The 25,628-nt window shown below is 72.3% G+C and carries 30 protein-coding genes and 3 pseudogenes; 18 read left to right on the forward strand and 15 right to left on the reverse strand.

The annotated features are described in order from the left end of the window. Position 1: 1 nt before the first annotated feature. Positions 2 to 574 carry an alpha/beta fold hydrolase gene (locus AMETH_RS28120; RefSeq protein WP_017984541.1) on the forward strand — a complete coding sequence of 191 codons (573 nt, stop codon included), beginning with the start codon at positions 2 to 4 and terminating at the stop codon, positions 572 to 574. On the opposite strand, the gene AMETH_RS28125 is transcribed toward AMETH_RS28120, so the two are convergent. Further along, positions 565 to 1,368, reverse strand: coding sequence for an SDR family NAD(P)-dependent oxidoreductase (locus tag AMETH_RS28125; protein WP_017984542.1), 804 nt, complete (start codon positions 1,366 to 1,368; stop codon positions 565 to 567). The genes AMETH_RS28120 and AMETH_RS28125 overlap by 10 nt on opposite strands. 160 nt (positions 1,369 to 1,528) lie before the next feature. Further along, a pseudogene (locus tag AMETH_RS40935) lies at positions 1,529 to 1,681 on the reverse strand (CBS domain-containing protein); the annotation flags it as partial. A 119-nt stretch (positions 1,682 to 1,800) separates the two neighbouring features. Between AMETH_RS40935 and AMETH_RS28130 the strand changes: the two are divergent. Both AMETH_RS28130 and AMETH_RS28135 read left to right on the forward strand, forming a co-directional pair. Continuing rightward, the gene (locus tag AMETH_RS28130) at positions 1,801 to 2,229 is read left to right on the forward strand and encodes a cupin domain-containing protein (protein ID WP_017984543.1); all 429 of its coding nucleotides are present in this window, start codon (positions 1,801 to 1,803) and stop codon (positions 2,227 to 2,229) included. A 326-nt stretch (positions 2,230 to 2,555) separates the two neighbouring features. Then, complete coding sequence (locus AMETH_RS28135; protein ID WP_017984544.1) at positions 2,556 to 3,302, forward strand: ANTAR domain-containing response regulator; 747 nt, start codon at positions 2,556 to 2,558, stop codon at positions 3,300 to 3,302. A gap of 13 nt (positions 3,303 to 3,315) precedes the next feature. Here the strand turns inward: AMETH_RS28135 and AMETH_RS28140 are convergent, their stop codons facing one another. Then, positions 3,316 to 3,822, reverse strand: a complete 507-nt coding sequence (locus AMETH_RS28140) for a GNAT family N-acetyltransferase (RefSeq protein ID WP_017984545.1) — start codon at positions 3,820 to 3,822, stop codon at positions 3,316 to 3,318. A 2-nt stretch (positions 3,823 to 3,824) separates the two neighbouring features. Between AMETH_RS28140 and AMETH_RS28145 the strand changes: the two genes are divergently transcribed. Continuing rightward, a complete protein-coding gene (locus AMETH_RS28145) occupies positions 3,825 to 4,925 on the forward strand; it encodes an FUSC family protein (RefSeq protein ID WP_038532449.1) in 1,101 nt (366 codons plus the stop codon). 130 nt (positions 4,926 to 5,055) lie between these two features. On the opposite strand, the gene AMETH_RS28150 is transcribed toward AMETH_RS28145, so the two are convergent. Further along, positions 5,056 to 6,150, reverse strand: a complete 1,095-nt coding sequence (locus AMETH_RS28150; protein WP_017984547.1) for a glycosyltransferase family 9 protein — start codon at positions 6,148 to 6,150, stop codon at positions 5,056 to 5,058. Between the two features lie 96 nt (positions 6,151 to 6,246). On the opposite strand from AMETH_RS28150, the gene rfaE2 reads away from it, so the two are divergent. From rfaE2 to AMETH_RS38845, 4 genes are all read left to right on the forward strand, one after another. Beyond that, positions 6,247 to 7,752 (forward strand): D-glycero-beta-D-manno-heptose 1-phosphate adenylyltransferase, encoded by a 1,506-nt coding sequence (rfaE2, locus tag AMETH_RS28155; protein WP_223842958.1) that lies wholly within the window; start codon positions 6,247 to 6,249, stop codon positions 7,750 to 7,752. Further along, positions 7,749 to 8,549, forward strand: coding sequence for a glycosyltransferase family 2 protein (locus AMETH_RS28160; protein WP_017984549.1), 801 nt, complete (start codon positions 7,749 to 7,751; stop codon positions 8,547 to 8,549). The genes rfaE2 and AMETH_RS28160 overlap by 4 nt, the downstream gene beginning before the upstream one ends. A 5-nt stretch (positions 8,550 to 8,554) precedes the next feature. After that, a complete protein-coding gene (locus AMETH_RS28165; RefSeq protein ID WP_038532452.1) occupies positions 8,555 to 9,268 on the forward strand; it encodes a BON domain-containing class I SAM-dependent methyltransferase in 714 nt (237 codons plus the stop codon). Positions 9,269 to 9,335: 67 nt separating this feature from the next. Beyond that, positions 9,336 to 9,494 carry a hypothetical protein gene (locus tag AMETH_RS38845; RefSeq protein ID WP_017984551.1) on the forward strand — a complete coding sequence of 53 codons (159 nt, stop codon included), beginning with the start codon at positions 9,336 to 9,338 and terminating at the stop codon, positions 9,492 to 9,494. Here AMETH_RS38845 and AMETH_RS28170 read toward each other — a convergent pair. Both AMETH_RS28170 and AMETH_RS28175 read right to left on the reverse strand, forming a co-directional pair. After that, positions 9,491 to 10,342 (reverse strand): hypothetical protein, encoded by an 852-nt coding sequence (locus AMETH_RS28170; protein ID WP_017984552.1) that lies wholly within the window; start codon positions 10,340 to 10,342, stop codon positions 9,491 to 9,493. The genes AMETH_RS38845 and AMETH_RS28170 overlap by 4 nt on opposite strands. A 208-nt stretch (positions 10,343 to 10,550) precedes the next feature. After that, on the reverse strand, positions 10,551 to 10,970 hold the full coding sequence (locus tag AMETH_RS28175) for a MarR family winged helix-turn-helix transcriptional regulator (RefSeq protein WP_017984553.1): 420 nt from the start codon (positions 10,968 to 10,970) through the stop codon (positions 10,551 to 10,553). Positions 10,971 to 11,045: 75 nt separating this feature from the next. Between AMETH_RS28175 and AMETH_RS28180 the strand changes: the two genes are divergently transcribed. Next, entirely contained in the window at positions 11,046 to 11,651 is a 606-nt protein-coding gene (locus tag AMETH_RS28180; RefSeq protein ID WP_017984554.1) for a maleylpyruvate isomerase family mycothiol-dependent enzyme, read from the forward strand. Here the strand turns inward: AMETH_RS28180 and AMETH_RS28185 are convergent. From AMETH_RS28185 to AMETH_RS28195, 3 genes are all read right to left on the reverse strand, one after another. Then, entirely contained in the window at positions 11,648 to 12,109 is a 462-nt protein-coding gene (locus AMETH_RS28185; protein ID WP_020486736.1) for a DUF4383 domain-containing protein, read from the reverse strand. The two genes, AMETH_RS28180 and AMETH_RS28185, sit on opposite strands and share 4 nt — an antisense overlap. A 60-nt stretch (positions 12,110 to 12,169) precedes the next feature. Then, on the reverse strand, positions 12,170 to 12,655 hold the full coding sequence (locus AMETH_RS28190) for a MaoC family dehydratase (RefSeq protein WP_017984556.1): 486 nt from the start codon (positions 12,653 to 12,655) through the stop codon (positions 12,170 to 12,172). A gap of 170 nt (positions 12,656 to 12,825) precedes the next feature. After that, entirely contained in the window at positions 12,826 to 13,851 is a 1,026-nt protein-coding gene (locus AMETH_RS28195; protein WP_017984557.1) for a glycosyltransferase family 4 protein, read from the reverse strand. A 153-nt stretch (positions 13,852 to 14,004) separates the two neighbouring features. Between AMETH_RS28195 and AMETH_RS36130 the strand changes: the two are divergent. After that, positions 14,005 to 14,784: pseudogene (locus AMETH_RS36130) on the forward strand (FAD-dependent monooxygenase); the annotation flags it as partial. Between the two features lie 234 nt (positions 14,785 to 15,018). Here AMETH_RS36130 and AMETH_RS28210 read toward each other — a convergent pair. After that, the gene (locus tag AMETH_RS28210; protein WP_017984560.1) at positions 15,019 to 15,612 is read right to left on the reverse strand and encodes a TetR/AcrR family transcriptional regulator; all 594 of its coding nucleotides are present in this window, start codon (positions 15,610 to 15,612) and stop codon (positions 15,019 to 15,021) included. Between the two features lie 48 nt (positions 15,613 to 15,660). Here AMETH_RS28210 and AMETH_RS28215 point away from each other — a divergent pair, with 48 nt between their 5' ends. The 3 genes from AMETH_RS28215 to AMETH_RS28220 all read left to right on the forward strand — a co-directional run bounded on the left by AMETH_RS28215 (position 15,661) and on the right by AMETH_RS28220 (position 17,410). Next, the gene (locus AMETH_RS28215; protein ID WP_017984561.1) at positions 15,661 to 16,134 is read left to right on the forward strand and encodes a hypothetical protein; all 474 of its coding nucleotides are present in this window, start codon (positions 15,661 to 15,663) and stop codon (positions 16,132 to 16,134) included. A gap of 73 nt (positions 16,135 to 16,207) precedes the next feature. Then, positions 16,208 to 16,378, forward strand: coding sequence for a hypothetical protein (locus tag AMETH_RS38850; RefSeq protein ID WP_017984562.1), 171 nt, complete (start codon positions 16,208 to 16,210; stop codon positions 16,376 to 16,378). A 90-nt stretch (positions 16,379 to 16,468) separates the two neighbouring features. Continuing rightward, positions 16,469 to 17,410 (forward strand): PfkB family carbohydrate kinase, encoded by a 942-nt coding sequence (locus AMETH_RS28220; RefSeq protein WP_223842959.1) that lies wholly within the window; start codon positions 16,469 to 16,471, stop codon positions 17,408 to 17,410. A gap of 236 nt (positions 17,411 to 17,646) precedes the next feature. Here the strand turns inward: AMETH_RS28220 and AMETH_RS41750 are convergent, their stop codons facing one another. The 3 genes and pseudogenes from AMETH_RS41750 to AMETH_RS28230 all read right to left on the reverse strand — a co-directional run bounded on the left by AMETH_RS41750 (position 17,647) and on the right by AMETH_RS28230 (position 19,163). Continuing rightward, positions 17,647 to 18,051, reverse strand: a complete 405-nt coding sequence (locus AMETH_RS41750) for an erythromycin esterase family protein (protein ID WP_323806966.1) — start codon at positions 18,049 to 18,051, stop codon at positions 17,647 to 17,649. Positions 18,052 to 18,097: 46 nt separating this feature from the next. Beyond that, a pseudogene (locus tag AMETH_RS41755) lies at positions 18,098 to 18,619 on the reverse strand (erythromycin esterase family protein); the annotation flags it as partial. Between the two features lie 154 nt (positions 18,620 to 18,773). Then, a complete protein-coding gene (locus tag AMETH_RS28230; protein ID WP_017984565.1) occupies positions 18,774 to 19,163 on the reverse strand; it encodes a hypothetical protein in 390 nt (129 codons plus the stop codon). A 147-nt stretch (positions 19,164 to 19,310) separates the two neighbouring features. Between AMETH_RS28230 and AMETH_RS28235 the strand changes: the two genes are divergently transcribed. The 3 genes from AMETH_RS28235 to AMETH_RS28245 are packed head-to-tail and all read left to right on the forward strand — an operon-like array spanning position 19,311 to position 22,517. Next, positions 19,311 to 20,516, forward strand: a complete 1,206-nt coding sequence (locus tag AMETH_RS28235; protein WP_017984566.1) for a site-2 protease family protein — start codon at positions 19,311 to 19,313, stop codon at positions 20,514 to 20,516. A 37-nt stretch (positions 20,517 to 20,553) separates the two neighbouring features. Next, complete coding sequence (locus tag AMETH_RS28240) at positions 20,554 to 20,994, forward strand: hypothetical protein (protein ID WP_026153442.1); 441 nt, start codon at positions 20,554 to 20,556, stop codon at positions 20,992 to 20,994. Further along, a complete protein-coding gene (locus AMETH_RS28245) occupies positions 20,991 to 22,517 on the forward strand; it encodes a glycoside hydrolase family 13 protein (protein WP_017984568.1) in 1,527 nt (508 codons plus the stop codon). Before AMETH_RS28240 ends, AMETH_RS28245 begins: the two co-directional genes overlap by 4 nt. On the opposite strand, the gene AMETH_RS28250 is transcribed toward AMETH_RS28245, so the two are convergent. Beyond that, positions 22,509 to 22,913 (reverse strand): four-helix bundle copper-binding protein, encoded by a 405-nt coding sequence (locus AMETH_RS28250; RefSeq protein ID WP_017984569.1) that lies wholly within the window; start codon positions 22,911 to 22,913, stop codon positions 22,509 to 22,511. The genes AMETH_RS28245 and AMETH_RS28250 overlap by 9 nt on opposite strands. Before the next feature lie 83 nt (positions 22,914 to 22,996). On the opposite strand from AMETH_RS28250, the gene AMETH_RS28255 reads away from it, so the two are divergent. Continuing rightward, positions 22,997 to 23,323, forward strand: coding sequence for a DUF8129 domain-containing protein (locus AMETH_RS28255; RefSeq protein ID WP_017984570.1), 327 nt, complete (start codon positions 22,997 to 22,999; stop codon positions 23,321 to 23,323). Positions 23,324 to 23,436: 113 nt separating this feature from the next. Here AMETH_RS28255 and AMETH_RS28260 read toward each other — a convergent pair whose 3' ends face one another. Continuing rightward, positions 23,437 to 23,958 carry an NUDIX hydrolase gene (locus AMETH_RS28260; RefSeq protein WP_017984571.1) on the reverse strand — a complete coding sequence of 174 codons (522 nt, stop codon included), beginning with the start codon at positions 23,956 to 23,958 and terminating at the stop codon, positions 23,437 to 23,439. Positions 23,959 to 24,008: 50 nt separating this feature from the next. Between AMETH_RS28260 and AMETH_RS28265 the strand changes: the two genes are divergently transcribed. Beyond that, positions 24,009 to 25,610 carry a RecQ family ATP-dependent DNA helicase gene (locus AMETH_RS28265; protein ID WP_017984572.1) on the forward strand — a complete coding sequence of 534 codons (1,602 nt, stop codon included), beginning with the start codon at positions 24,009 to 24,011 and terminating at the stop codon, positions 25,608 to 25,610. Positions 25,611 to 25,628 lie beyond the last annotated feature (18 nt).

The raw sequence follows: 25,628 nt of genomic DNA on the forward strand, positions 1-25,628 counted from the left end.
CGTGATCGCGCCGGACCTGCCGATGGACGCCGGAGCCGGTCTGCACACGCACGCCGCCGAGGTGGCCGCCCTGCTGGCGGACCTGGACGACGTCGTGCTCGTCGGGCACAGCTACGCCGGTTTCGTCGTCCGGGAGGCCGCCGACCGGGTGCCGGAACACGTCGCGCGGCTGCTGCTCGTCGACGCGTGGTTCGGCCTGGACGGCGAGTCGCTGGACAGCCGCGCGCCGGGGTGGTTCACCGAGTGGGTGGACTCGATGACGGTCGACGGGCTGATCGGCGTGCCCCCCGCGGCGGCCGTCGGCGTGACGGACCCCGCCGACGTCAAGCGGCTGGAGGCGAACATGGTCCCGCAGCCGCGCCGGTCGTTCGCCGAGCCGACGACGCTGACCGGCGCGGTCGAGTCCATCCCCTGCCACGCCGTGGTGTGCCTGGACAACGAGCGGATGCCGCTGGCCCGGCTGGCGCGGGAGGCCGGGTGGCCGGTCACCGGGCTGCGCACCGGCCACGAGTGCATGGTCACCGCACCGGACGGGCTCACCGGCGTACTCCTGGGTCTGTCCACTCAGGACTGACCGGCGGAACCCGGCTGGGCCATCCGGCGGTGCATCGCCGCCTTCACGGTGTCCGGCACTGCCCGCGCCGCGGCAGCCTGGACCTTGTTGCGCGCCGAACCGGCGACCACCTTGTCCTTCCCGGCCATCATCGCGGCGAACCCCTGCTCGGCGACCTCCGCGGGGTCGTCCTTGGGGCCCTGCGCGATCTTGGTGTCGGTCATGCCGGCGCGCTCGAAGAACTCGGTGTCCGTCGGCCCCGGCAGCAGGGCGGTGACCGTCACGCCGCTGTCCTTCAGCTCTTCGCGCAGCGCCTCGGCGAACGAGGCCAGGAACGCCTTGCTCGCACTGTAGACGGCCTGGAAGGGGCCGGGGGTCATGGCCGCGACCGAGGACGTGAACAACACCCGCCCGGCCGCCTGCTCCACCATTCCCGGCAGCAGGCGGCGGGCCAGGTGCACGGCCGAGGTGACGTTCAGGTGCACCACGTTCAGCTCGTCGCGCAGCGAGCCGTCCACGAACGCGCCGCCGACGCCGACCCCGGCGTTGACGGCCAGCGCGGCCAGGGGCCGATCCACCGACGCGACCGCGGCGACCAGGTTCTCGACCCCGTCGTAACTCGCGAGATCGCCCCGCACGCCCAGGACCTGCGCGCCGAGCGCCAGCAACTCGCGCTGCGCGTGGTCCAGTTCCGCGTTCTCCGCCGCGATCACGAGGTCGTAGCCGTGCGAGGCGAACTGCTTCGCCAGCTCGCGCCCGATCCCGGTGGAGGCACCGGTGACGACCGCGAGCGGTCTGGTTCCTGTGTTCGTCATGGCGGGCGATCCGCCGCACGGCGTGCTGCCGCATCCGCTGGATGGCGGCGTCCGCGGGCTCCTCCGGGCGCGCGGTGACCAGTTCGCCGCTGCACACCTCGCCGAGCGTGCAGCTCCGCGGATCGTCCTTCTCCGCCGGCGCACGCACCACCAGGTCCCGGTCGGTCACGATGCCGGCCAGGCGATCGCCGTCGCGCACCAGCACGTTCCCGATGTCCTTCTCCCGCATCGCCTGCGCGGCCTGCCGCACCGGGGTGTCCGGCGACAGCGTCACCGGGTTGCGGGTCATCACGTCGCGCACGAGCTGCGCCATGGGCTTCCGACCTCCTCGCAGTCGTTGTCACACCTTCCACCACAGGCCGTCCCCCGATCGGGGCCGCCGAAACCGGCTACCGTGGGAGGCGGAGCTTCACCGGATTGGAAGGACGTCCCGTGACCGAGGCCTGGCACCGCCCGTTGCGGCACATCAAGGGCAGCGAGCTGACCGGCGACACCGCGCAGACCAGCGGCATGCGGCGGCTGGAGGCGGTGTCCGGCAAGACGGCCGGCTCGGAGAAGGTCTGGATGGGCGAGACGCACGTCGCCCCGCGCACCAATTCGGGTGACCACCACCACGGCGAAGCCGAGACGGCGATCTACGTCAAGTCCGGGCACCCGGTGTTCGTGTTCGCCGATGGCGACGAGGAGATCCGCCTGGAGACCGAGCCGGGCGACTACATCTTCGTGCCGCCCTGGGTCCCGCACCGCGAGGAGAACCCCGGCGACGAGGACGCGGTCGTGATCATCGCGCGCAGCAGCCAGGAGGGTGTCGTGGTCAACCTGCCGAGCCTGTGGGCCCAGGTGGACCGGCCGGATTCCTGAGCGCCGACCCGATCCCACTTCTCCGGGCTCTGTTGGTCGCCGTCGCGGGGGCACGTATGATCCTGGCCAGCGTCAAGCAGCCGGCGCCCAACGCCGTCCGAACGGCGGACGGCACCACGTGGCGAAGGGCTTGACGATGAACGACCTCCAGCGGATACGTCCGCATTCGTCCCCGCCGTGCTCGAAGGTGCTGGGGGGCAGGCTCCGGTTCTGATCCGCCGCGGATCCCGGATCACCCACCACGTCACGGCACCCGTCCACCGCCCGCGTTCCGCGCGGCGGTCCGGCGGTGTGCCCGGCAGCGCACTCGCGGAGAGAACCCACACATGACCAGATCCGAGCGGCCGGCGCCACTGGCCAGACTCGACGACGTCACCCTCGCGCTGGAGAACCTGCGCCTCGGCATCGACGAAGAGGAGCCGCTCGACGCGGTGCTGCGGCGGCTCGCCGAAACGGCCGTGAACGCGATCGCCGACGCCGACGCGGTCAGCGTCACGCTGCTCGACGACGCCGGGCCGCGCACCGCGGCCACCACCGACAACGACCTGACCGGGATCGACCAGGCCCAGTACGCGGCCGGCGACGGCCCGTGCCTGCTGGCCGTCCGCACGCGCGAACCGGTCCGCGCGGTGTCCAAACCGGACGATGAGACCTGGCCCGAGTTCACCGCCGCCGCACAGGACCGCGGTGTCCTGGCGTTCCTCGCCGTGCCGCTGTTGCTGGGCGCGGGCACCCACGACGGTGACGAGCTCGTCGGCTCGCTGAACCTGTACAGCCGGGTCGACGGCGCGTTCGACCCGTTCGACCAGAAGCTGATGCGGTTGTTCACCGGCGCGGCCTCCGCGGCGATCAGCAACGCGCGCCGCTGGTACCACGCGCGCCAGCAGATCCGGCACCTGGAGAGCGCGCTCACCTCGCGCGCCGAGATCGACCAGGCGAAGGGGGTGCTGATGGCGGTGCACGGCATCAGCGCGGCCGAGGCGTTCGACCGGCTGGTGGACCAGTCGCAGCGGCAGAACATCAAACTCCGCCAGGTCGCCATCGACCTGCTGGAGTCCGTGCGCGCACGCTGACGGCCGGGCCGGGTCAGGCGCGGCGCATCGCGACCCGGGGCCAGCGGTCGAGTCGCCGCGCCGCCTCCGCCGCGCGGATCCGGCGCAGCCCGGGCGTCAGCTCGTCCGCGGTCAGGCGGACGAAGCCGCACCGCTCGTAGTACGGCGCGTTCCACGGCACGTCGGCGAACGTGGTCAGCGTCAGCGCCGGGAAACCCGCCCGTGCGGCTTCCTCGATCAGCGCCCGCCCGATCCCGCGGCGCGCGCGCGAGGCGTGCACCGACACCTGCTCGATGTGCAGCGCACCGTCCACCGGCGCCGCGACCAGGTACGCCACCGGTTCCGGGTCGTCGGCCACCCACGCGAACGGGTAGCTCGCGAGCTCCGCGGGCGTCGGCAGCACGTCGTCGGCGATCTCGGGCATCCCGATGTCCCGGAAGCGCTCCCCCGCCGACCGTTCGACCTCCGGCAGCCGCTCGAAATCGGCCGCGGTCGCAGTCCTGATGCGCATGCCGGACAGTGTGACCGGGTACCGCAACATCGATGGCACGAATTCTGTCACCCTGGTACTGGCTGCGGCGGGCCGCGCGCTTCCCCGGGCGGGAGCGCGAGGCCGTGCTGCAGGCGGTCAAGATGGCGCTCGCCGCGGTGCTCGCCTGGCTCGTCGCGCGCGTGGTCGTCCCGTCGCCGCAGTCGTTCATGGCTCCGTACGCCGCCGTGTTCCTGATGACCACGACGGTCTACCGCTCGCTCACCAACGCGGCGCAGCAGACCGCGGCGCTGCTGCTCGGGCTGGCCCTCGCCTACGCCGCGGCCCACCTGATCCGGCAGCCGGCGCTGGCGCTCGCGGCCGCGGTCTTCGTCGGGATGTTGCTCGGCCAGTGGCACCGGTTCGGCGGCAGCGGCATCTGGGTCGGGGTGACCGCGCTGCTGATGATCTCCTACGGCACCGCGGGCAACCTCCTCTACCTGGCCGAACGCATGGCCGAGAGCCTGCTCGGCGCGGCCATCGGGGTGGGGGTGAACACGGTGGTCCTGCCGCCGGTGCACCTGCGCCACACACGCGACGCGGTGACCGCGCTGGCCGCCGAGGTGCGCGACCTGCTGCAGTCGCTCGCCGGCGACCTGCGCGAGGACTGGGACGCCGACACGGCCGCCCGCTGGCTGCGGCACGCCCGCCGCCTCGATTCGACGGTGGTGCGGGCCGACGACGCGGTCAGCTGGGGACGCGAGAGCGTGCGGTTCAACATCCGCTGGCTGGTGCACCGCCGCCGCGGCCGCCTGCCGCTACCGTCGGCCTTCGAGTCGCCGCTGAGCGTGCTCAAGGAGGTCTCCGAGCAGGTCAAGCGCATCACTGAGGCGCTGGTGACCGCCGCCCAGCAGGACGAGGCCGACCCGGAGTTCACCGCGGAGTACGCGCGGCTGCTCGACCAGCTGGCCGGCGCGGTCGCGTGCCTGGACCAGGACGACGACCGGCTCGCCGACCTGCCCGGCTACCTGGACGAGCTGGCCGCGCACCACCGCGAACTGGACGGCAGGCTGCGGTTCGACCGGGTCACGACGGTGATGCGGCAGGCCGAGGACGCGGCGCTGCTCGCGGTGGCCCGCTCGGCGCGGGTGCTGGAGACGGCCGCGCCGAGCTGACCCGTTTGACCTTCCCCGCGAAGAAACGGCGATCATGGCTAGCGCGCGGAGGCGTGGCGCCCAGCCGCGCCATCGCGCCAGCTCCCCGCCCGGCGAGCACCCCGGCCCACCGCCCCGCGAGCACCCCGGCTCACCGCCCGGCCAGCAGCTCCTCCAGCTCACCCAGTACGTGGTCGACCGGGACCGTCGCCACGAAGGAGTCGTCGTGCTCGCAGCGGGGCAGGTCCTCGCGCGTGCAGTCGACGCCGCACACCGGGCAGTTCGCCGTCCACGAGATGAGCAACCGGTGCCGCGACCGGCTGAGCGGCCCCGCGTTCACCACGTTGCCCATCCAGTAGACGCTGACCGTCGGCGCGCCGACCGCCGCCGCCAGGTGCCGCGGGCCGCTGTCGTTGCCCGCGAACGCCGAACACCGGTCCAGCACCCCCACCAGCGCGGACATGCTCAGCGAGGTCAGTGCGCGCACCGGCGGCCTGGCCAGGCCGGCCACCCGCTCGACCAGTTCACGTTCGTCCGGCGCCCCGATCACCACCACACCGCGCCCGCCCGCCGCGAGCTTGGCCGCGATCTCGGCGAACCGCTCCGCGGGCCACCGGCGGCGCGGGTCACCGGCGCCGGGGTGCACCACGACCAGCGGCTCCGGCAGCCCGTCGAGCACCTCCTCCGCCGCCGCGCGATCGACGTCGGTCACCGTGATGGATGGTTCGAGCTCCACCGGCCGCGCCCCGGCCAGCCCGGCGACCTCCAGCGCGCGCAGCACCTCGTGCTGGTAGTACCGGAACGGCAGCCACCGGTCGGCCTCCGCCGCGTCCGGTGTCCGTGCGCCGACCAGGTACCGCGGTTCCAGCCTGCGCAGGAAAGGGTTGGAGTTACGCCCGCCGCCGTGCAGCTGCACGGCCAGGTCGGCCGGCTTCAGTGAGTCGAACCAGGCCTGCTGCTCCGCCGTGTCGAACGGCTTCCCGGCGGGCTCGTGCACGTTCTCGTACGGCGGCAGCGGCCGCACCTCGGTCACCGGCGACGGGCGCCCGGCGAACAGCTCACGGTGCAGTTCCGTGCCCAGCAGCACGATCTCGGCGTCCGGGTAGGCCGCCCGCAGCGCGGCCATCGCCGGCACCGCGAACAGCAGATCCCCCAGACCGCCACCGCGCAGCACGGCGATCCTGCGCACGTCCGGCCACTTCGCTTCGATCGGGCCGACCGCGGGCCCTGCGTCGGAATTCACCACGCGCTCAAGGTGCCCGTTTCCGCAGGCAGCAAACGGAAATGTTTCGCACCGCAAGATCCGGCTACTGGTGGAGCAGGAGAAGGAGTGGAGGTGGACATGGCAGGCGAGACCAAGGACGTGGCCCCCATCACGCCGGACCTCGTCCGGCTGCTGTCGGAGACCGCGCCCACGGTCGTGGTGCTCGGCGACGCGATCCTCGACGTGTGGCTGTCCGGCCACTGCGAGCGCATCTGCCGCGAGGCCCCGGCGCCCGTCGTCGACGTGGGCGCGCGCGCCCTGTCCCCCGGCGGGGCGGCGAACACCGCGGCGAACCTCGCCGCGCTGGGCGCGCGGGCCCGGTTCGTCAGCGTCGTCGGCGACGACGAGCCCGGGCGGGAACTGGCCGCGCTGCTGGTCTCCCACGGCGTCGACACCGAGAACCTGCTCACCGCGCCGTCGCGGCGCAGCATCAGCAAGCAGCGCGTGGTCGCCGACGACCAGGTGCTGCTGCGGTTCGACGAGGGCGACCGCGACGACCTGCCCGCGGTGCAGACGAACCGCCTCACCCAGGCGCTGGAGAACGCGCTCGCCGGCGCGGACGCGCTGATGGTGTGCGACTACGGCAACGGCCTGCTCGGCAAGCCGCTGCGGGACGCGATGGCGCGGCTGCGGGCGGACATCCCGCTGCTGGTTGTCGACGCGCACGACTTCGAGCATTGGCAGCAGGCCCGGCCCGACCTCGTCACCCCGAACGCCGCGGAGGCGGCGAACCTGCTCGGTGCCGACCTGCCGGAGCCCGGCGAGGAACGTGCGCGCCTGTTCGAGGACGAGCGGCGGAGGCTGCTCGGCAAGACCGGCGCCGCGGCCGCGGTCGTGACCATGGACCGGCACGGCGCGATGCTGCTCACCGGCGAGGGCCGCGGCTACCGCACGTGGGCCGATCCCGCGCCGGAGAGCCAGGCCAGTGGCGCGGGCGACACGTTCGCGGCGGCGCTCGTGCTGGCGCGGGCCGCGGGGCTGCCGACCACGAGCTGCATGGAGCTGGCGCAGACGGCGGCGAACGTCGTGGTGCACCAGGACGGCACCGCGATCTGCAGCCAGGCGCAGCTGTCCCTGGCGCTGAGCCGGGAACGCGAGGCCGCGGTGCCCGCCGGGGAACTCGCCCGCGCCGTCGCCGCGCACCGCGAGGCCGGGCGCCGGGTGGTGTTCACCAACGGCTGCTTCGACGTGCTCCACCGCGGGCACATCACCTACCTCAACGAGGCCAAGCGGCTCGGCGATGTGCTGATCGTCGCGGTCAACTCCGACGAGAGTGTGCGACGGCTCAAGGGCGCGGACCGTCCGGTGAACACCGCGCAGGACCGCGCCGCCGTGCTGTCCGCGCTCAGCTGCGTGGACCACGTGGCGGTGTTCGAAGAGGACACTCCGATCGAAATGCTGAAGCTGCTGGAGCCGCAGCTCTACGTCAAGGGCGGCGACTACACAGAGAACATGCTGCCGGAAGCGCCGACCGTGCGGTCCTATGGTGGCGAGGTCCGCGTGCTCGGGTACGTCGCCGACCACTCGACGACCTCGGTGATCGAGAAGATCCGCACCTCCGCGCCGGTCGGGGAGGGCGCATGAGGGTCGACGTCCTCATCCCCACGCGCAACCGGCCCGCCGAGCTCGCCGTCACGCTGTCCGGCCTGGCCGCGCAGGATTTCCCGGACTTCGCCGTGCACGTGGCCGACCAGTCCGACGGGGACGCCTCGTATGATTCCCCGGCCGCCGAGGCGATGGTCCGGGTGCTGCGGCACCAGGGACACCCGGTCCAGCTGAGCCGGAACCTGCCCCGGCGCGGGTTGGCGCAGCAGCGCAACCACCTGCTGGACCAGTCCAAATCGGACCACGTGTTGTTCCTCGACGACGACGTGTGGCTCGAACCCGGCGCGATCAGCCGCATGCACTCGGCGATCACCGAGCTGGGCTGCGGGATGGTCGGCAACGCCGTCACCGGACTGTCCTACGTGGACGACCGGCGACCGCACGAGCTGGAGCCGTACGAGGAGTGGGACGGCAGGCCGGAGCCGGAGCGGATCACGCCCGGCACCCGCGAGTGGCAGCGCTGGACCCTGCACAACGCGGCCAACCCGACGCACCTGTCGGAGCGGGTCCGGCACCGTCCGAAGTGGACCGCCTACAAGGTTGCCTGGGTCGGCGGTTGCGTGATGTTCGACCGCGAGGCCCTGGTCAACGTTGGCGGCTTCGAGTTCTGGCAGGAGCTGCCGCCGGAGCACTGCGGCGAGGACGTGCTGGCGCAGATGAAGGTCGCCGCCAAGTACGGCGCGGCGGGCATCCTGCCCACCGGGGCCGTGCACCTGGAGTCACCGACCACCGTGGTGAACCGGGACACCGAAGCCTACGACCTCGTTTCCCCGTGAGGATCATGACCGAGCCCGTTTCCCAGCAGCGCCTCCGGCTCCGGGACGAGTTCCTGGACCGGGCGGCGGAGGAGTTGTTCAAATACGACGAGCGGTTGCGCGGGCTCGACCTGCAGGTCCGCTTCGACCGCGGCGTGGCACACCTGACCGGCGAGGTCGGCGAACGCGCGCACCTGGACACCGCACGTGAGCTGATCGGGTGGCTGGACGGGGTGTTCGGGGTGTGGGACCGCGTGCGGGTCGGCGGGCGGGACCCGCTGATCCTCGACCTGGGCTGCGGCAGCCAGAAGCAGTACCCGGGCAACCTCGGCGTGGACCTGATGGCCACCGGCGAGGTGGACGTGGTCGCCGACCTGTCCGGGCCGCTGCCGTTCGCGGACTCGTGCGCGGACCGGGTGTTCCTGGTGCACATCCTGGAGCACCTGATCGATTTCCTGCCGCTGGTGGACGAGGTGCACCGCGTGCTGCGCCCGGACGGCATCGCGTACGTGCTGTCGCCGTGGTGGCGTTATGTGAACGCGGTGGCCGACCCGACGCACGTGCGGATGCTGGACGTGCAGACGATCAAGGGCATCTGCCGCAGGCCGGGCTCGTCGCGCACCTGGTTCCCCCTGCACGCGGACTGCGACGGGGCCAGCATCTTCGCCGAGCTGCGGCCGGTCAAGGACGGTTCCGCGGAGGCGCCAGGCGCGCCGCACCTCGCCCGGTTCTTCGACTAGTGACCTGACACGCACCTGCGCGGTCCCGGCAACGGGGGTGAAACACGGGATGCATACCGTGAATCGCATGACGACCCACCGGATTCCGGCCGGCGCCATCAACCTGTGGCCGGAGCAGCCCGAGAGCACGACCCGGACAGGCGGCACGGAGAACCGCGGCCTGGTGTGGTCGGCGCTCTGGCAGCACGACGAGACCGAGCCGCCCGCCGCCGACGCGCAGTCCTAAGCCGCGAGGCCGAGCCGCGTCAGGTACGCGGACAGCTCCGGTGGCGTGTGGAACGCGCTGCGGATCGCCAGTGAGGCGTCGCAGCCGAAGGCGATTTCATCCCTGCCGACGGCGTGACCTTCGGCGCGGAGGCCGTCCTGGCAGGCGTCGACGACCAGTTCCCGCAACACGGGCAGGGCGGCGACCGGCAGCTCACCCTCGTCGGCCAGTCCGACGAGGAGCTCGCCCAGGCCGGAGCCGACCGGGAGCGGGCACTGCCAGCAGACGTCGATCACCACGAACGTGTCCGGTTCGTCGCGCGGGACCAGGAGGTTCTGCGGGCAGGCGTCGTGGTGCCCCGTGGTCTGCGGCAGGGCGTCGAGACGGTCGAGCAGGTCCGGCACCCCTCGCGCGAGCGTGCGCTGGTCGTCGCGGGTGATGGCGTCCGCGTGGATCCTGCCTTCGGCGAGGATCCGGAGCGCCGGCCCGGGGGCGCCGCCGAACCGCCGCCCGGCCCAGCGGCCGAGCAGGTACGCGGCGTGCTCTAACCGCGGCGGGTCCCGGGGGAGGTCCGTGCACCGGACGTCCTCCAGCCACATGGCCACGCGGTCGTCACCCAGCTCGTCGATGCGGAAGACGGCGGGTGTGCGCAGGCCGGGCGGCAGCTCGAAGCCGGACCGGAGGAAGTCCGCTTCGCCGCGCCAGGGGAACTCGCGCGCGAACCGCTCGCGGAGTTCTCGCGGCACGGTCGCGAACACCGCGGAATGCCGGGGGGCCTGGAGGATCTTGACGAACGCCGACTGTGGCCCGGTGACGCCGTAGACCGCGGCCGTGGATGGCGCGGTAAGCGTAAACCGCACCGGCACCATGCGAGTCGGCTGGCCCGCACCCACTCGACCACGATGCAAGTCCGCGGCCGGCCGCCGCCGCCTCGTTTCTCTTGGCAGCGCCGCCTCAGCGGTAGGGAGTTTCTTCAGCGTCGCCCGCAACTGCGCCATCCCGCACGCCGCCCCCGCCCGGCCACGGCGCGCACCAGCAGCCCGCCGCCGCCGCAGAGCTCCTCGTAACAGCGCCGCCTCAGCGGTAGGGATCCGTGATCTCACAAAGCTTCTTCAGCGTCGCCCGCAGCTGCGTCATCCGGCGTTTGCCCACGTGCTGCTCCCACTCCGCCTCGATGCGGGCGATCTCCGCTTCCGCGATGGGCGCCGCCTCGCGGGCTTTGTCCGTGGCGTGGATCAGGCGCGCGCGGCCGTCCCGCGGGTCCGGCACCCGCTGCACGTAGCCGGCCTTCTCCAGCTGGTCGACCAGGAACCCGGCGGTCTGCTTCGTCACCTGCGCCGCCTCGGCCAGCTCGGTCAGCCTGCTGCCGCCCGGGTTGATCCGCTGCAGCAGCCGCGCCTGCGCGAGCGTCACCTCGAACCCGGCGGCGCGGATCGCGTCCATCACCCGGTTCTCCAGGTGCCGGTACGGGATGTAGAGCAGCAGTCCGGTGTTCACGCCCGCTCCTTGACGATAGTCAGAGGACTTGCCTAAACTAGTCAGAATATCTTACCACTTTCGGGCGAGGTTCCCATGGAACAGAACGACAAGTGGCTGGCGATCGACGCGGAACGCACGCGGATCGCCGACCTCTACGAGACCCTCACCGACGTCGAGCGGACGTACCCGTCGCTGTGCGACGGCTGGACGGTCCACGACGTCGCGACGCACCTCGCGCTGGCGCCGCACGTCGGGTTCGGCACCGTCCTCAAGGCGGCGCTGCGGGCGCGCGGGAACTTCAACCGCATGGTCTACGACCTGACCAAACGGGAGTCGGCCCGGCGCTCACCACCGGAGGTCGTGGAACTGCTCCGCACGGCGGTCGGCGTGCGCCGTCTCGCGCCGCGGCAGAGTCTCGACAACGCGTTGATGGACGTGCACGTCCACGCGCAGGACATCGCGATGCCGCTCGGCAGGCAGCTGCCGATGCCGACAGAGGCAGCGGTCGCGTCCGCGAACCACCTGTGGGAGATCGGCTTCCCGTTCCACGCCCGCAAACGCCTGGCCGGTCACCGTCTGATCGCGACGGACGCCGACTGGCACGCTGGCGAGGGCACGGAGGTCCGCGGCCCGATCCAGGCCCTGGTCATGCTGCTGGCCGGCCGCACCGCGACCATCCCCCAGCTGACCGGGATCTAGACCGTGCGGTTCTCTCGCGCGCGCTCCACGCCGGTGAGACCCCAGCCCACGGCGATCATGCCGACGCCAAGGCCGAGGTGCAGCCAGTTGTCGGCGTTGTTCACAGGCACGAAGTTGGCGCCGCTGCCCTGGTCGATGACCAGTCCATAGACCCACAGCAGCAGGTAGACGAAGCCACCCAGCACGAGGAACCCGCGGGCGCCGACCGGGGTGCGGGCCAGCGCGAGACCCACGATGCCGAACAGCAGGTGCACGATGTTGTGCGGGATGGACACCGCGAAGACCCCGAGCAACATCGCGCCGGAGTGGTGGCCGGCGAAGGTGAGGTCGCCGTAGTTCGTGGTGATCCCCGGGATGAACCCGAGGATCCCGACGAGCAGGAACACGGCGGCGACGATGGTGGCCGCGGTCTGCACGGGCCTGCGGACCCTGGTCGCGGTTGCGAAACTCCCGGTCATGACTACTCCTCAGGGACGGATTGGCCCCCGGATAGCCCCGCCGAGCGTGGCGAAACCCGTTCAGGGACGGCGGCCGACGAGATTCATCGCGACGAGGCTCAGCACGACCTGGTCGTCCTGGTTGAGCAGCTCGCCACGGGTGTGGACGAGACCGCGGTCCGGCTTGGAGCGGGATGCCCGCGCCGACACGACCGTGGCACGCAGCCGCAGCGAGTCACCCGGCCGGACCGGCGCGGGCCAGCGCAGCTCGTCCACTCCCGGCGAGGCGAGGCTGGCGTTGCGGGAGAGGTAGTGGTCCGCGAACAGGCGCATCATGAGGCCCGTCGTGTGCCAGCCGCTGGCGATGAGCCCGCCGAACGGGCCGGTGCTCGCCCCCTCCGGCTGGGTGTGGATCGGCTGTGGGTCGAACTGGGCGGCGAAGTCCAGGATCTCCTTCTCGGTGACCGAGAGGTGCCCGTACTCGTAGACCGCGCCCGGCTCGTAGTCCTCGAAGAAGCGCTGGTCGATCGGCGCGGCGAAGTCCGCCTCGCTGAGGGTCATCGTCATGGCGCCAGCATCGCACGGGCCCCGCCACACACCTCGACGCGCGCCCGCCGCCCCGGCGGCGGTGGTGGCACGTTGGCCGCCGCGGGCGGCGCCTTCGCCACTACGACGGCGGCTCGCCCCTTCGCGCAGCGAGCCAACCCCCGGAGTGGGCAGTGCCCCGACGCCGCCGATCAGCGCACCGAGCCGCTCAGGTTGTGTGCCGCGGCCAGAGCATCCGCCGTCTCAGCCGCCATGCGTCGCACGTCGAAATCCTGCTCGGCTTTCTCGCGGGCGGCGTGGGCGAGTTTGCGGCGCAGCGCGACGTCCGTGCTCACCCGGTCCAGCGCCGCGGCCAGTGCCGGCCCGTCGCCGGGCGGGACGATCATCGCCGCGCCCGCCAGTTCGTCCACCACCTCCCCGACCGCGGTCGTCACGCACGGCACCCCGTGCGCCATCGCCTCCAGCACCGCCAGCGACAACGTGTCCCGCCGCGACGGCAGGCAGAACACGTCGAGACCGCGCAGGAAAGCGCTCACGTCCCGCAGCCGCCCGAGCAACCGCACCGGCAGACCGCGCGCCCGCTCCGCCAGGTCCCGCCCGTCGCCGGCGACCAGCACCCGCACCGCGCGCCCCCGCCGCCGCAGCGCGGCCACGGCGGTCAGCAGGTCCGGGCCGGTCGCCCCGCCGATCGCGCCGATCACGACCGGCGTCCGGTCCGACGGCTCGACCGGCTCGGCCGGGATGTCCACACCCGGCCGGATGCGCGTCACCCGCTCGGCCGGCGTGCCCAGATCCCGCAACCTCGCCTCGACGATCCGCGACGGCGCCAGCCCACCGGCCAGCCGCCGGTAGCAGTCCCATACCGCGCTCGACTGCGGCGCGCCGCCGATCCGGTGCAGCGTCGCCACGGTCGGCGCCACCGACTCCGCGGCCTGCGCGGCGGCCAGGTTCGCACCGGCGTCGGCCAGGTTGACGTGCACGACGTCTGGCGAAAGCGCTCGCAGCGCGTTCTCGATCTGCGGGGCCCACACGCTCCGCACCGCCGACGCCACGATCTGCTTCGGCACGCGCTCCGGGAACGCGCCGGCGAGCGGCTCGCCCACGACGAGGCTCGGCGCGACCCACGACGGCAGACACCGCAGCAGCCGCCGGACGTAGACCTCCGCGCCGCCGAACGCCTCGTTGTCCACCACCAGCGCCACGTTCAGGCGTTCCATCGGCCACCTCACGTAGTCGGCATACCGGACACAGCTACCCGTTCCGCGATCACCCGACACCTACCGGTCGGTCAGACCCCTGACCGACCGGTAGGTGTCGTCCGCATTGAACACGTGACGTGCTGCGTCGTAGGCGGGGGTCCGGCCGGGGTGATGCTCAGCGTCCTGCTGGCCAGGGCCGGAGTCAAGGTGGCCGTGCTGGAGAAGCACCGTGACTTCCTGCGTGACTTCCGCGGGGACACCGTTCATCCGTCCACTCTGCGCCTTCTGGACGAGCTGGGCCTGGGCCGGCTGCCTGGCCCCGAGCTGACCGCGATGCGGATGCGGGTTGCCGGGGAAACGGTGGTGGCGGCGAACGTCGGCCGTCTGCCCGGACGGCACAAGCACATCAGGATGATCCCGCAGTGGGACTTCCTCGACCTGCTGGCCGCCGCCGAGCCGCTGGACCTGCGCATGGGCACCGAGGTGACCGGTCTGCGGAGGACGGACGGCCGTGTGACCGGGGTGACCTACCGGGACTCCGACGGCGAGGGTGAACTGTCCGCGGACCTGGTGGTCGCCTGCGACGGGCGGGATTCGGTGGTGCGGCAGGCCGCCGGGTTGCGCCCCGACGAGTTCCCGCTGCCGATGGACGTGTGGCAGGTGCGGATTCCCGCGCCCGCGGCCTCGACGGGTTCCGCGGGCGGCTCGCGGAACTGTTCGGCTGGGACGGTGAGGTGCTCGACGAGATCCGGTCGTGGGACGACGTCAAGCTGCTGGAAACCTCGATGGGCAGGCCGCCGCAGTGGCATGTGGACGGTTTGCTGTTTGCTGTGCCTCGGCGACGCCGCGCACACCATGTCACCGGTCGGCGGGGTGGGCGTGAACCTGGCGGTGCAGGACGCCGTCGCGGCCGCCCGGATCCTCGCCGGCCCGCTGTCCGCGGGCCGGGTGTCCACACAGGATCTGGCGAAGGTCCAAAAGCGACGCGAGTGGCCGACGCGGGTGGCGCAGCGGACGCAGCTGGGCGAGCACGAGATGCTGCTGAAGCCGGCGCTCGAGGGCACCCTGACCCGCGTGCCGCCCCCGCTGCGTGCGGTGCAGCGGTTCCCCGCTCCTCGCGGTGGTCGCGGCCTACCTCGGCGGGATCGGCGTCCGGCCGGAACACACGCCGGCCTTCGCGCGGCGTTAGGTGATCGCCGCCAGCACGAAGCGCTCCACCTCGTCGGCGGCCGCGTCCAGGTCCAGTTCCGGGTGCGCGAGCCAGTGCGACACCACCCCGTCGATCGCGCCGCCGATGGCCAGCGCGACCGTCGTGGTGTCGAACTCGCGCAGCTCCCCGGCGCGCTGGCCGTCCGCCAGCAGGGCGGCCAGCCCCTGCCAGCGGCCGCCGGCGTCGTGCGAGCCAGGCGCCTTGAGCTTCGTCCCGTTCGCGTCGTCGAGCAGCACCTCGGTGATGAGCCGGACGTGCCGCCGGTGCGCCGACTGGTAGCTGATCATGGCCCGCACGTACGCGGTGATCGCGGACCTGGCGTCGGGCTGGCGGTCGACCCGGGCCCGCACGTAGTCGCCGAACTGCTCGAACACCTGCTCCAGCGCCGCCTGGGCGAGGTTCTCCTTCGACGAGAAGTGGTACAGCACCGCGGCCTTGGAGATCCCGGCCGCCTCGGCGATCGCGGACAGCGACGTGCCGCGGTAGCCCTTGGTCGAGATCAGGTCGATGGTGCACTCGATGATCTGCTCCCGGCGGGCACGCTCGGTGAAGGTCGTCCGCCGGGACATGTCCCGATCCTAGAGGTTGCCCTCCCGGCGGCCGGGCATCCGCCCGGAATGCTGTCTTCGATCCTGCGGGGCGCCGCCGCCGGGGCGGCCGGGGCCACCGCGCTGAACGCCGTGACCTACGTCGACATGGCCGTCCGCGGGCGGCCGGCGAGCTCGACCCCAGAGCAGACGGTCGAGAAGATCGCGCACCTCGTCGGCGTCGACATCGCCGGCGACGAGCAGCAGAAACAGGCACGGGAGAGTGGCATCGGCGCGCTGCTCGGGCTGCTCACCGGGACCGCGGTCGGCGCCGCTTACGGGGCTGCGCACGGCGCGGGCTGGCGGCCGGGCACGGTCACCGGCGGCGTCGCGGCGACCGGCGCCGCGCTGGTCGCCGCCAACGGGCCGATGACCGTTCTGCGCATCACCGACCCGCGCCGCTGGAGCTTCGCCGAGTGGGCCAGCGACGTGGTCCCGCACGTCGCGTACGGCTTCGTCACCGCCGCGACCTTCGCCGCCACCGCGCGGAAACGCCGCCGCTGACCACCCGCGAGGGGGAGGTGTATGCGGAACGGCCAGGGGGTATCCCGGCTCAGCGCTCGATCGGGGAGGAAGCATGGGCAGGCACCGCATCGACGACGCGGGGACGGACCTGAAGTGGGGCGGTCCGGCCCTCGTCACCGAAGCCAGGCACGCCGCCCGCGGCCGGCACGCGCGACCCGAAGACGAACAGGCGACGCAGCCGCTGGAAGGCGCTCTCACCGGCGAGGTCCCCGTCGCCCCCTGACGGGCGGGAAAGCGCAGGTCATGCGCGTCGCGAACGGTGCCGCCCGTTCGGGTTGATTAGTGCGAATCGGTATCGGGTACTGCTCCGGCCGTGACACCAGAGGTGGTCGTGGTCGGGCAGATCGCCCGTGACCTCGTCCTGCGCGTGGGTGACGCCCCGGAGGCCGGGACGTCGGCTGCGGTGCGCTGCCGCGACGAGGTGCTCGGCGGCAAGGGCGCGAACCAGGCTGTCGGCGTCGCCCAGCTCGGTGTGCCGGTCGCGTTGCTCGCGGTGGTCGGCGACGACCGCGCCGGGCACGACCTGCTGACCCACGCCGCCGCCGACGGCATCGACGTCTCGCACTGCGTGGTGCGGGAGCACGCCCGGTCGGCGCTCATCGTGAACGTCGTCGACGACCACGGCCAGTGGCGTTACCTGGAGGACATCCCCGAAGACGTCCAGGTGGCGGAACACGACGTGCTCTCCTCGGCCGCACTGCTCCGGGAGGCGTCGTCGGTGATCATCCAATTGCAGCAACCCGCCCAGGCAGCGATGGCCGCGGCCCGGCTCGCCCGCGAAGCCGGCGCCCGGGTGGTGCTGGACGGCGTGCCCGCGGCCAAGGACCTGCTGGCGTGCGCCGATGTCCTCCGCGCCGACGCCAGGGAAGCGGAAATTCTCACCCGACAGCCCGTCGAGAATGTGGCCGAAGGGGTCAAAGCGGGGGTTATGCTGCTCGCGCACGGGCTCGACTTGGCAGTACTTGAGGTGGCCGGCCACGGCAACGTGTTCGTCAGCCGGGCCGGCTACGAGTTCCTCCCGCACGGCGACGCGCACGTCGTCGACACCACCGGCGCGGGAGATGCCCTGGTCGCGACCCTGACCTGCGCGTTGTCGCGCGGACAGGACCTGCGCACCGCAGCACGAGCGGCGGTCGAGGCAGCGGCGAGCACAACCGAACACGCCGGGGGCCGACCCCGGCTGACCCCCGGCATCCTCGAGTCGCGGAAGCAGTCATGCCCCTCAGCCAGCCCAGACCGGCAACCCGGATACTGATAGCCCCGAATCGCGCGGCGCCACCCGTGCCGTGCGAAGAATGCGGTTACTCCGCCCTGCGCATCGCCAAGCTCGTCAACGAGGCGGATGAGCCGCTGGCGACCCTGCTGGTGTGCACCAACTGCCGGGCGCACACTCCCTTGCCTGAATTGCCGGCGCCGCGGGAGCCCTAGGCACTCGGGAGGGGGTGGCTCGTGGGGTGGTCGCTTTTCGTTGCCGGCTTGCGGACAGGAATCTCAAGAAACCCCACCGGGGCGTGCAAAGGCACCACGGCGCTGGAGAAATCGCAGAACAAGAACGCGTCGTACCGTCGCGAAAGCATCGTCGGCACGTAATTCCCCCCGCCACTCCAACCGCGGGTCGTACACGACGCCGATCGCCCGGTGTCCCCGTACCTGCGAGACCCACTCACCGGCCTCATCGAGCGGGAACAGCGAATCGGTGTCGGGGACGGTCGAGTGCAGCAGCGACTCCAGGCTGTCCTCCCGTGCGGGCGGCACCGGCATGCCCTCCGGCGGCGCGCCCCACCGCGAACCGGCCATCACGGTGCCCCGGTGCGTGCCGAAACCCACCGTGAACGACTCGCCGGGGTGGCGTTCCCGCACCAGCGGCCCCACGTTCAGCATTCCGGCCGCGGCCATTGTCCGTCGCCCGCGCGTCGCCGATGTGCGTGTTGTGCGCCCACACCACGGCCTTCGCCGACGGGCCGTACGTCTCCAGCAGCCGGTCGAGCGTGTCGGTCTTGTGCTCGTCCCGCACGTTCCACGATTCGACGTCGCCGCGAACCATCGTCCGGTAGTAGCGCTCCGCCACGGCGAGCACCTCGGCGTTCTGCCGCGCCACCGAACCGGCGTCCAAACCGGACACATCGGCGGTACCCCGCAGCGAGGCGAGCAGCCGCAGCACCTCGCTTTCGCAGTTTTCCGGCACGAGCCGCGTCGAGTATGCGTAGTCGTGCGGGTTCTCGGCGAACGGCTCGAAGCAGCGCATCGCGGAAAGCGCCGTCGCCACCTCGCCCGGCTGGTGCTCGCGCAGGTACCCCACGATCTCCCGCAGCGAATCCCACAGGCTGTAGACGTCCAGACCATGGAAACCCACCGGGCGGTCGCCGCACCGCGCCGCGTTGTACGCCGTCAGCCACCTGGCGAATTCCACCACGTCGTCGTTGGCCCACATCCAGCGCGGCCACCGGTCGAAACCGGACAGCATCGCCTCCGGATCACCGCGCCCGCCCGCCACCGGTAGAAGTCGGCCGTGCCGTGCGAGGCCTCGCCCAGCAGCACGAAACGCGCGTCACCGATGCGGTTGATCAGCGGGTCGAGGTCCTCCAGCCGGCGCAGCCCGATGGCGTCCTCGCGCGGGGTCAATACGATAGCTCCTTGGCGGCGGCCTGCGCGGTGGCGAGCTCCTGGCACAGCCGCACCGTGACCTCCTGCGCCCTGGCCAGCGCGGCCGTGGCGTCGAAGACCGACGTGATCAGCGTTTCGTACCTGCCCTGGTCACCCGGCACGTCCAGGTTCCCCAACCACAGCTGCCGTTCCAGCCACGTGCCCAGTTCGGGCAGGCTGCGGGCGACGTTCTGGGAGAGCAACTTGAGCGATCCGAGCACCTGGTAGATCTCCGCGGCGCCGTCGATGCCGGTTTCGCCGCCGACCCCGGAGGCGCGGTGGTACAACCCGCGCGTCGCCAGCTGGGCCTGTTCCGCCAGCCCGCCGCAGCTGGCCGCCACCTCGCTGTTCCGTGACACGTCCATCTTCGCCGGTCCCCTGTCTGACGCCGGTCGTACTGGTTCAGCTTTCCCCTTCCGCCCCGAAACCAAACCGTGCCGGGCAAAACGTTCAACGGAGGATCAACGCGGGTAGATGTGCACGGGGACTTTCGCGCGAGAGGGGAGTGGGCGATGGCGACGACCGTGTGGCTGGGCCGGTTCGAAGGCATCCGGGTGGGTCTGCATTGGAGCGTCTTCGCGATGGCCGGGGTGCTGGTCGTGGCACTGCCGTTCACCCAGTGGGCGCCGCTCGCGCCGGTGCAGGGGGTGTTCGCCTATATCGTGGCGAGCCTGATCACCGCCGCGCTGTTCGTGGTGTCGCTGTGCGCCCACGAACTCCCGCACGCACTCGTCGCGCGGCGATCCGGCCTCGAGGTCCGCGAGGTGACGCTGTGGCTGCTCGGCGGTGTCACACGGCTGCGCGGCGAACCGCGGTCGCCCGGCGTGGAGTTCCGCGTCGCGTTCGCCGGGCCGCTGATGAGCCTGCTGCTGGCGGCGATCTTCGGCTTCGCCACCTGGATGACGTCGCCGATGGGCGATTCGCTGTCCGGCGCGGTGCTCGGCTACCTCGCGGTGCTGAACCTCGTGCTGGGTGTGTTCAACCTGATCCCGGTCGCGCCGCTGGACGGGTGCCGCGTGCTGCGGTCGATCCTGTGGGCCGCGTGGCACGACCGGCACCGCGCCACGCTCGGCAGCGCCCGCGGCGCCCGCGTCCTCGGCTTCGCCGTCTGCGCGCTCGGCGTGGTGACCCTGCTCCGCGGGCCGATCGGGCTCGGCGTGTGGCCGTTGCTGGTCGGCCTGTTCATCGTCAACCTGGCGCTGGCCGAGGAACGCGACGCCGAACTCGGCACCAGCCTCGCCGCGATGCGGGTGCGGGACGTGATGACCATGCGCCCGGCGACCGCGCCCGCCGCCACCACCGTGGCGGCCTTCCTGCGGGACAACGCCATGCTGCGCCAGCATTCGGCCTACCCGCTCGTCGACCCGGTCGGCCGGTTCGCCGGGCTGGTCACGCTGACCCGCATGCGGGCCGTTCCGCCGGAGCAGCGCCCGAACACCCTGCTCGGGGAAATCGCTTGCCCGCCAACGGAAATCCCGCGCGCCACCCCGGACGAGCCACTGCTGGCTTTGCTGCCGAGGATGTCCGGGTGCGCGGACGGGCGGGCGCTCGTGTTCGACGCCGACCGGCTCGTCGGGATCGTGTCGCCGTCCGACATCAGCCGCGCCGTGACGCTGCGCGGTCTCGGCGTGGACTGGCACGGCGGCGCGGACGTCGCGGTCGCGCGCAGCCCGTCCAGCCCGCCGCTGGGCCGTCCGGCCGCCCAGCGCTGGCCGTGAGTTTCGGCACCTCCGGGCAGGGGAATCCTCGCTTCCGATGAGCCACGAAAACACCCAGCGAGACGTGCGGCGCCTGGCCGATCAGCTCGTGGACGGCCTCGACCGGCACGACCTGGAATCCGTGTCCCGCGTGCTACCCAGGGTGATCGGCGCCGACGCGCCGGACGCCGGCCTGCTCCGGCCGCTGTGCGCGGAGCTGGTCGCGGTGATCGCCGGCGAGGTGCGGGCCCGCGCGGCACCGGAGGGCGCGGACCTGTTCACCATCACGCTGTCCGACGAGACCGACGAGGCCGTGCCGATCGACGACCTCCAGCCGGCGCTGCGGGCCGTCCTGCGCGCCGTGCTCGCCGAGCTCAACCAGGACAGCGCGGGGCTGGCGGCACAGCTGGAGTTCATCGCGGGGGACCCGGATCCGTGCGGGCAGATCGACGCGCTGATCCACCTGGTGTCCTGGGCCCACGACCTGCCGCAGACGTGACCCGCCAGTGGTGGCGGGACGCCGTCATCTACCAGGTCTACATCCGCAGCTTCGCGGACGGCACCGGCGACGGTGTCGGGGACCTGGCCGGCCTCCGCGCGAAACTCCCCTACCTGTCCGGCCTCGGCGTGGACGCGCTCTGGATCACCCCGTGGTACCCGTCGCCGATGGCCGACGGCGGCTACGACGTGGCCGACTACCGCGACATCGACCCGGTGTTCGGCACGCTCGCCGACGCCGAAGCCCTGATCGACGGGGCGCACCGGCACGGCCTGCGGATCATCGTCGACATCGTGCCCAACCACACCAGCGACGGGCACCCGTGGTTCCAGGCCGCGCTGACCGCCGGGCGCGGCTCGCCCGAGCGGGAGCGGTACGTGTTCCGCGACGAGCCGAACGACTGGCGCAGCGTCTTCGGGGGGTCCGCGTGGAGCCGGGTCGACGACGGCCAGTGGTACCTGCACCTGTTCGACAGCGCGCAACCGGACCTGAACTGGGACCACCCGGAGGTGCGCGCGGAGTTCCTGGACGTCCTGCGGTTCTGGCTCGACCGCGGGGTGGACGGATTCCGCATCGACGTCGCGCACGGCATGGTCAAGGACCCGGCGCTGCCCGGCCTCGGCCTGGACCACGAGGGCCTGGTCGAGCCGCCGGACCGCAGCGACCACCCGCACTGGGACCGGCCCGGCGTGCACGAGATCTTCCGGTCCTGGCGCGAGCTCGTCCGCCACTACGGCGACGACCGGATCTTCGTGGCCGAGGCCTGGGTGGACAGCCCGCGGCGGCTGGCCCGGTACGTGCGGCCGGACGAGCTGCACACCGCGTTCAACTTCGACTTCCTGCGCTGCCCGTGGGACGCGGCGAAGCTGCGGTCGGTGATCGACTCCAGCATCACCGCGCTCGCCACGGTGGGCGCGCCGGCCACCTGGGTGCTGTCCAACCACGACGTCAAACGGCACGTCACCCGGTACGGCGGCGGGCTGCCGCGGGCGCGGGCCGCGTTGCTGCTGATGCTCGCGCTGCCCGGCGGCGCGTACCTCTACCAGGGCGAGGAGCTGGGGCTGGAGGAGGTCGAGGACCTGCCGGAGGAGGTGCTGCAGGACCCGACGTGGGAGCGGTCCGGGCACACCAAACGCGGTCGCGACGGGTGCCGGGTGCCGCTCCCGTGGTCCGGCTGGGAGCCGCCGTTCGGGTTCTCAGCCGGCACGCCGTGGCTGCCGCAGCCCGCGCGCTGGGCCGCGAAGACGCTCGCCGCGCAGGAGGACGACCCGGACTCGGTGCTGTGCCTCTACCGGGACGCGCTGCGGATCCGCAAGGAACACCCCGCACTCGGGGACGGGGAACTGTCGTGGTTGGACAGTGCGCCGGACGTGCTGGCCTTCCGGCGCGAGCCGGGCGTGGTGTGCGTGGTCAACCTCGGCTCGGCTCCGGTCGCGGTGCCGCCGCACCGGAAGATCCTGCTGGCCAGCGCCGAACCGGCGGACGAACTCGCCCCCGACTCCGCCGTGTGGCTGTCAACCTAGGTGCAGGCGCAACTGCCGGCAGGCGTCCGCACAGCTGCGGCAGGCCTCCGCGCACACCGCGCAGTGCTCGTGGTGCCGGGCGTGCTTCTCGCACTCCTCGGCGCACGCCCGGCAGGCCTTCTCGCACAGCGCGAGCAGCTCGGCGACGATTCCGGCGGGGTCGCCGCGGCGGGACAGCACCTGGGCGGTCGCGGCGCACACGGCGGCGCAGTCCTGGTCGAGCTTGATGCACCGCACCATCGGGGCCGGATCCGGTTCGGACAGGCAGGCGTCGGCGCAGGCCGTGCAGGTCTGCGCGCAGGACACGCACTCCTCCAGGCACGCGGCGATGGCCTCCGGGTCGAGGCCGCCCAAGTCGGCGGGGTGGGTCTGCACCATGCGCAGGGCGTTGGTCATCACGTCCTCCTCTCCCTCGGCGCATACCCGGCCGGGCCGCGTCCAACCGTTTGCCCGGCCGCCGCCCGGGTAGGCCTTGGCACATGTCCGAACTACCACTACCCGAGTACGACGAGCTTCCACTGGCTTCGCTGCAGCACCGCATCCGGTCACTCGACGAGGAGCAGCTCGACCAGCTGATGTCCTACGAACTGAAGCACGCCAACCGGCTGCCGGTGCTGGAGCTGATGCGCGTGCGCAAGCGCCAGCTCCACGATGGCGCCGAGCCGTCCCACGGCGAGCACACCAAGATCCCCGAGGTGACCGGCCGCGCGGGCGGCTCACCGGCTAAGCAGCAGACGGCGGCCGAGCCGAACACCCCGCTGCGCCACGGCGTCGCCGACCAGACCCCGCACCGGGGACGTTCCTAGAACAGCTCCACCCGCCCCCGCGGTCGCGGTGGTAGCGGCGTGGCTCGCTCAGCGGCGACGTTGGTGTGAGTGGCCTGTGTCAGCCCGTCACCAACATCTCTGGATCAGCACACCTAGAGCCGCTCCTGAACGCGGCGCAGCGTCTCGCGCAGGTTGTCCTCCGAGACGGCGCCGATCGCTTCGTCGAGCGGAAGCCACTTCAGCGGCGCGCCCGGCTTCTCCGGCCGCGCCGCTTCCGGCTGCCCGGTCGCCAGCACGTACCGCAGGTCCGCGTGCTCGTGCGCGGGCTCGGCGCCCTTCGCGGGCACCGGGACGACCACCGCGTGCAGCAGGTCCCCGGTCGGCCACGGCCGCAGATCGGTCAGCCCGGTCTCCTCGCGCCCCTCGCGCAGCGCGATCACCAGCGGGTCCGTCTCACCCGGGTCGCCGTGGCCGCCGACCTGCAGCCACGCCTGCTGACGCTGGTGCCAGCGCAGCAGCACGCGGCGGCTCTCCGGGTGCACGATCACCGCGGATCCCGTGACGTGCAAGGGAATCTCGCGGGCGAACGGGTCCGCCGCGGTGGCCAGCACCTCCCGGATCCGCGCCACATCGGCGTTCTCGGTCTCGTCCCGTGCGGTGTACCCCTCCAGCATGCCCGAAGCCTACGACGTTTCCGCCCCATCGATGCGGGAACACCCCGCCGGTGTCCAGACACGACGAACTCCGCCGGACCGCATGCGACACCTTCGGCTGGGCGGAGCTGCGCGACGACCAGCTCACCGCGATGGCAGCGCTGCTTGACGGGCACGACGTGCTCGCGGTCATGCCGACCGGCTCCGGCAAGTCCGCGATCTACCAGATCCCCGCGCTGCTGATGGACGGACCGACGCTCGTCGTGTCGCCGCTGACCGCGTTGCAGCGGGACCAGGTGGGGCAGATCGAGGACAGCGACGCCCCGGACGCGGTCGCGGTCAACTCCACGCAACCCGCGCACACCACGAACAAGGCCTGGGACGCGGTCACCCGCGGCGACGCGAAGTACCTGTTCCTCGCGCCGGAGCAGCTGGCCAAGGACGAGGTGCTGAAGCGGCTCGACGACATCCGGCCGAGCCTGTTCGTCGTCGACGAGGCGCACTGCGTGTCCGCGTGGGGCCACGACTTCCGCCCGGACTACCTCCGGCTCGGGCACGCCATCGAGCGGCTCGGGCGCCCGCGCGTGCTGGCGCTGACGGCCACCGCGGGCGGGCCGGTGCGGGACGACATCGTCGAGCACCTCGGCCTGCGCGACCCGGTGCGCGTGGTGTCCGGGTTCGACCGGCCGAACCTCCACCTCGCGGTGCACCGCGCCACCAGCGAGGAGGACAAGCGCGCCGCCCTGCTGCAGTGGGTGCGGGACGCGGAGAAACCCGGCCTCGTCTACGCCGCGACCCGCAAGGACAGCGAACGCTACGCCGAGGAACTGGGCGCGATGTCCTACCACGCCGGGATGAAGGCGGCCGACCGCAAGCGCGTGCACGAGGACTTCCTCGCCGACCGGGTGGACGTCGTCGTCGCCACGTCGGCGTTCGGCATGGGCATCGACAAGCCGAACGTGCGGTTCGTCGTGCACGCGTCGGCGCCCGAGTCGGTCGACTCGTACTACCAGCAGACCGGCCGCGCAGGCCGGGACGGCGAACGCGCCGACGCGCTGCTGTTCTACCGGCCGGAGGACCTGCGCCTGCAGGTGTTCCTCACCGCGCGGCGCTTCGACGACGAGGGCATCGCGGAGCTCGCTGAGTCCCTGCGGGAGCAGGACGGCCCGGCCAGCCCGCAGGAGATCGACGGCGAGGTGGACCAGCCGCACCGCCGGGCGATGAACAACCTGAACCTGCTGGAGCAGACCGGCCTGGTCGAAGAGACCGGGCAGGGGAAGTTCAGCTACGCCGGCATCGACCCAGAGGAGGCGACCGAGCGCGCCGCGGAGGTGTCCGAGCAGCGCAAGAAGCTCGACCGGTCCCGCGTCGAGGTGATGCGCGAGTACGCCGAGACGTCCGCCTGCCGTCGCCAGTTCCTGCTCGGCTACTTCGGCGAGACGCTGAACGAACCGTGCGGGTTCTGCGACACCTGCGACGCGGGCACGGCGGCCGAGCTGACCCCGTCCGACGGCGAGTTCCAGCCCGGCGCGTCGGTGCGCCACGCGGAGTGGGGCACCGGCCAGGTCGTGCGCCGGGAGGCCGAGAAGGTCACCGTGTTGTTCGACGAGGCCGGCTACCGCTCGCTGTCGCTGCCCGCGGTCCGCGAAAAACACCTGCTGACCGAGGAGTGAGATCAGCGCCGCGAGTCC

The organism is Amycolatopsis methanolica 239 (assembly GCF_000739085.1).
In the GTDB taxonomy this organism is placed as follows: Bacteria; Actinomycetota; Actinomycetes; order Mycobacteriales; family Pseudonocardiaceae; genus Amycolatopsis_E; species Amycolatopsis_E methanolica.

Bases quoted from the DNA above. Each gene is read 5' to 3' on its own strand.
- AMETH_RS28125 (WP_017984542.1), bottom strand. From the start codon at position 1,368: ATGACGAACACAGGAACCAGACCGCTCGCGGTCGTCACCGGTGCCTCC.
- AMETH_RS28135 (WP_017984544.1), top strand. From the start codon at position 2,556: ATGACCAGATCCGAGCGGCCGGCGCCACTGGCCAGACTCGACGACGTC.
- AMETH_RS28140 (WP_017984545.1), bottom strand. From the start codon at position 3,822: ATGTTGCGGTACCCGGTCACACTGTCCGGCATGCGCATCAGGACTGCG.
- AMETH_RS28145 (WP_038532449.1), top strand. From the start codon at position 3,825: ATGGCACGAATTCTGTCACCCTGGTACTGGCTGCGGCGGGCCGCGCGC.
- rfaE2 (WP_223842958.1), top strand. From the start codon at position 6,247: ATGGCAGGCGAGACCAAGGACGTGGCCCCCATCACGCCGGACCTCGTC.
- AMETH_RS28160 (WP_017984549.1), top strand. From the start codon at position 7,749: ATGAGGGTCGACGTCCTCATCCCCACGCGCAACCGGCCCGCCGAGCTC.
- AMETH_RS28165 (WP_038532452.1), top strand. From the start codon at position 8,555: ATGACCGAGCCCGTTTCCCAGCAGCGCCTCCGGCTCCGGGACGAGTTC.
- AMETH_RS38845 (WP_017984551.1), top strand. From the start codon at position 9,336: ATGACGACCCACCGGATTCCGGCCGGCGCCATCAACCTGTGGCCGGAG.
- AMETH_RS28170 (WP_017984552.1), bottom strand. From the start codon at position 10,342: ATGGTGCCGGTGCGGTTTACGCTTACCGCGCCATCCACGGCCGCGGTC.
- AMETH_RS28180 (WP_017984554.1), top strand. From the start codon at position 11,046: ATGGAACAGAACGACAAGTGGCTGGCGATCGACGCGGAACGCACGCGG.
- AMETH_RS28185 (WP_020486736.1), bottom strand. From the start codon at position 12,109: ATGACCGGGAGTTTCGCAACCGCGACCAGGGTCCGCAGGCCCGTGCAG.
- AMETH_RS28190 (WP_017984556.1), bottom strand. From the start codon at position 12,655: ATGACGATGACCCTCAGCGAGGCGGACTTCGCCGCGCCGATCGACCAG.
- AMETH_RS28195 (WP_017984557.1), bottom strand. From the start codon at position 13,851: ATGGAACGCCTGAACGTGGCGCTGGTGGTGGACAACGAGGCGTTCGGC.
- AMETH_RS28210 (WP_017984560.1), bottom strand. From the start codon at position 15,612: ATGTCCCGGCGGACGACCTTCACCGAGCGTGCCCGCCGGGAGCAGATC.
- AMETH_RS28215 (WP_017984561.1), top strand. From the start codon at position 15,661: ATGCTGTCTTCGATCCTGCGGGGCGCCGCCGCCGGGGCGGCCGGGGCC.
- AMETH_RS38850 (WP_017984562.1), top strand. From the start codon at position 16,208: ATGGGCAGGCACCGCATCGACGACGCGGGGACGGACCTGAAGTGGGGC.
- AMETH_RS41750 (WP_323806966.1), bottom strand. From the start codon at position 18,051: ATGGCCGCGGCCGGAATGCTGAACGTGGGGCCGCTGGTGCGGGAACGC.
- AMETH_RS28230 (WP_017984565.1), bottom strand. From the start codon at position 19,163: ATGGACGTGTCACGGAACAGCGAGGTGGCGGCCAGCTGCGGCGGGCTG.
- AMETH_RS28235 (WP_017984566.1), top strand. From the start codon at position 19,311: ATGGCGACGACCGTGTGGCTGGGCCGGTTCGAAGGCATCCGGGTGGGT.
- AMETH_RS28240 (WP_026153442.1), top strand. From the start codon at position 20,554: ATGAGCCACGAAAACACCCAGCGAGACGTGCGGCGCCTGGCCGATCAG.
- AMETH_RS28250 (WP_017984569.1), bottom strand. From the start codon at position 22,913: ATGACCAACGCCCTGCGCATGGTGCAGACCCACCCCGCCGACTTGGGC.
- AMETH_RS28255 (WP_017984570.1), top strand. From the start codon at position 22,997: ATGTCCGAACTACCACTACCCGAGTACGACGAGCTTCCACTGGCTTCG.
- AMETH_RS28260 (WP_017984571.1), bottom strand. From the start codon at position 23,958: ATGCTGGAGGGGTACACCGCACGGGACGAGACCGAGAACGCCGATGTG.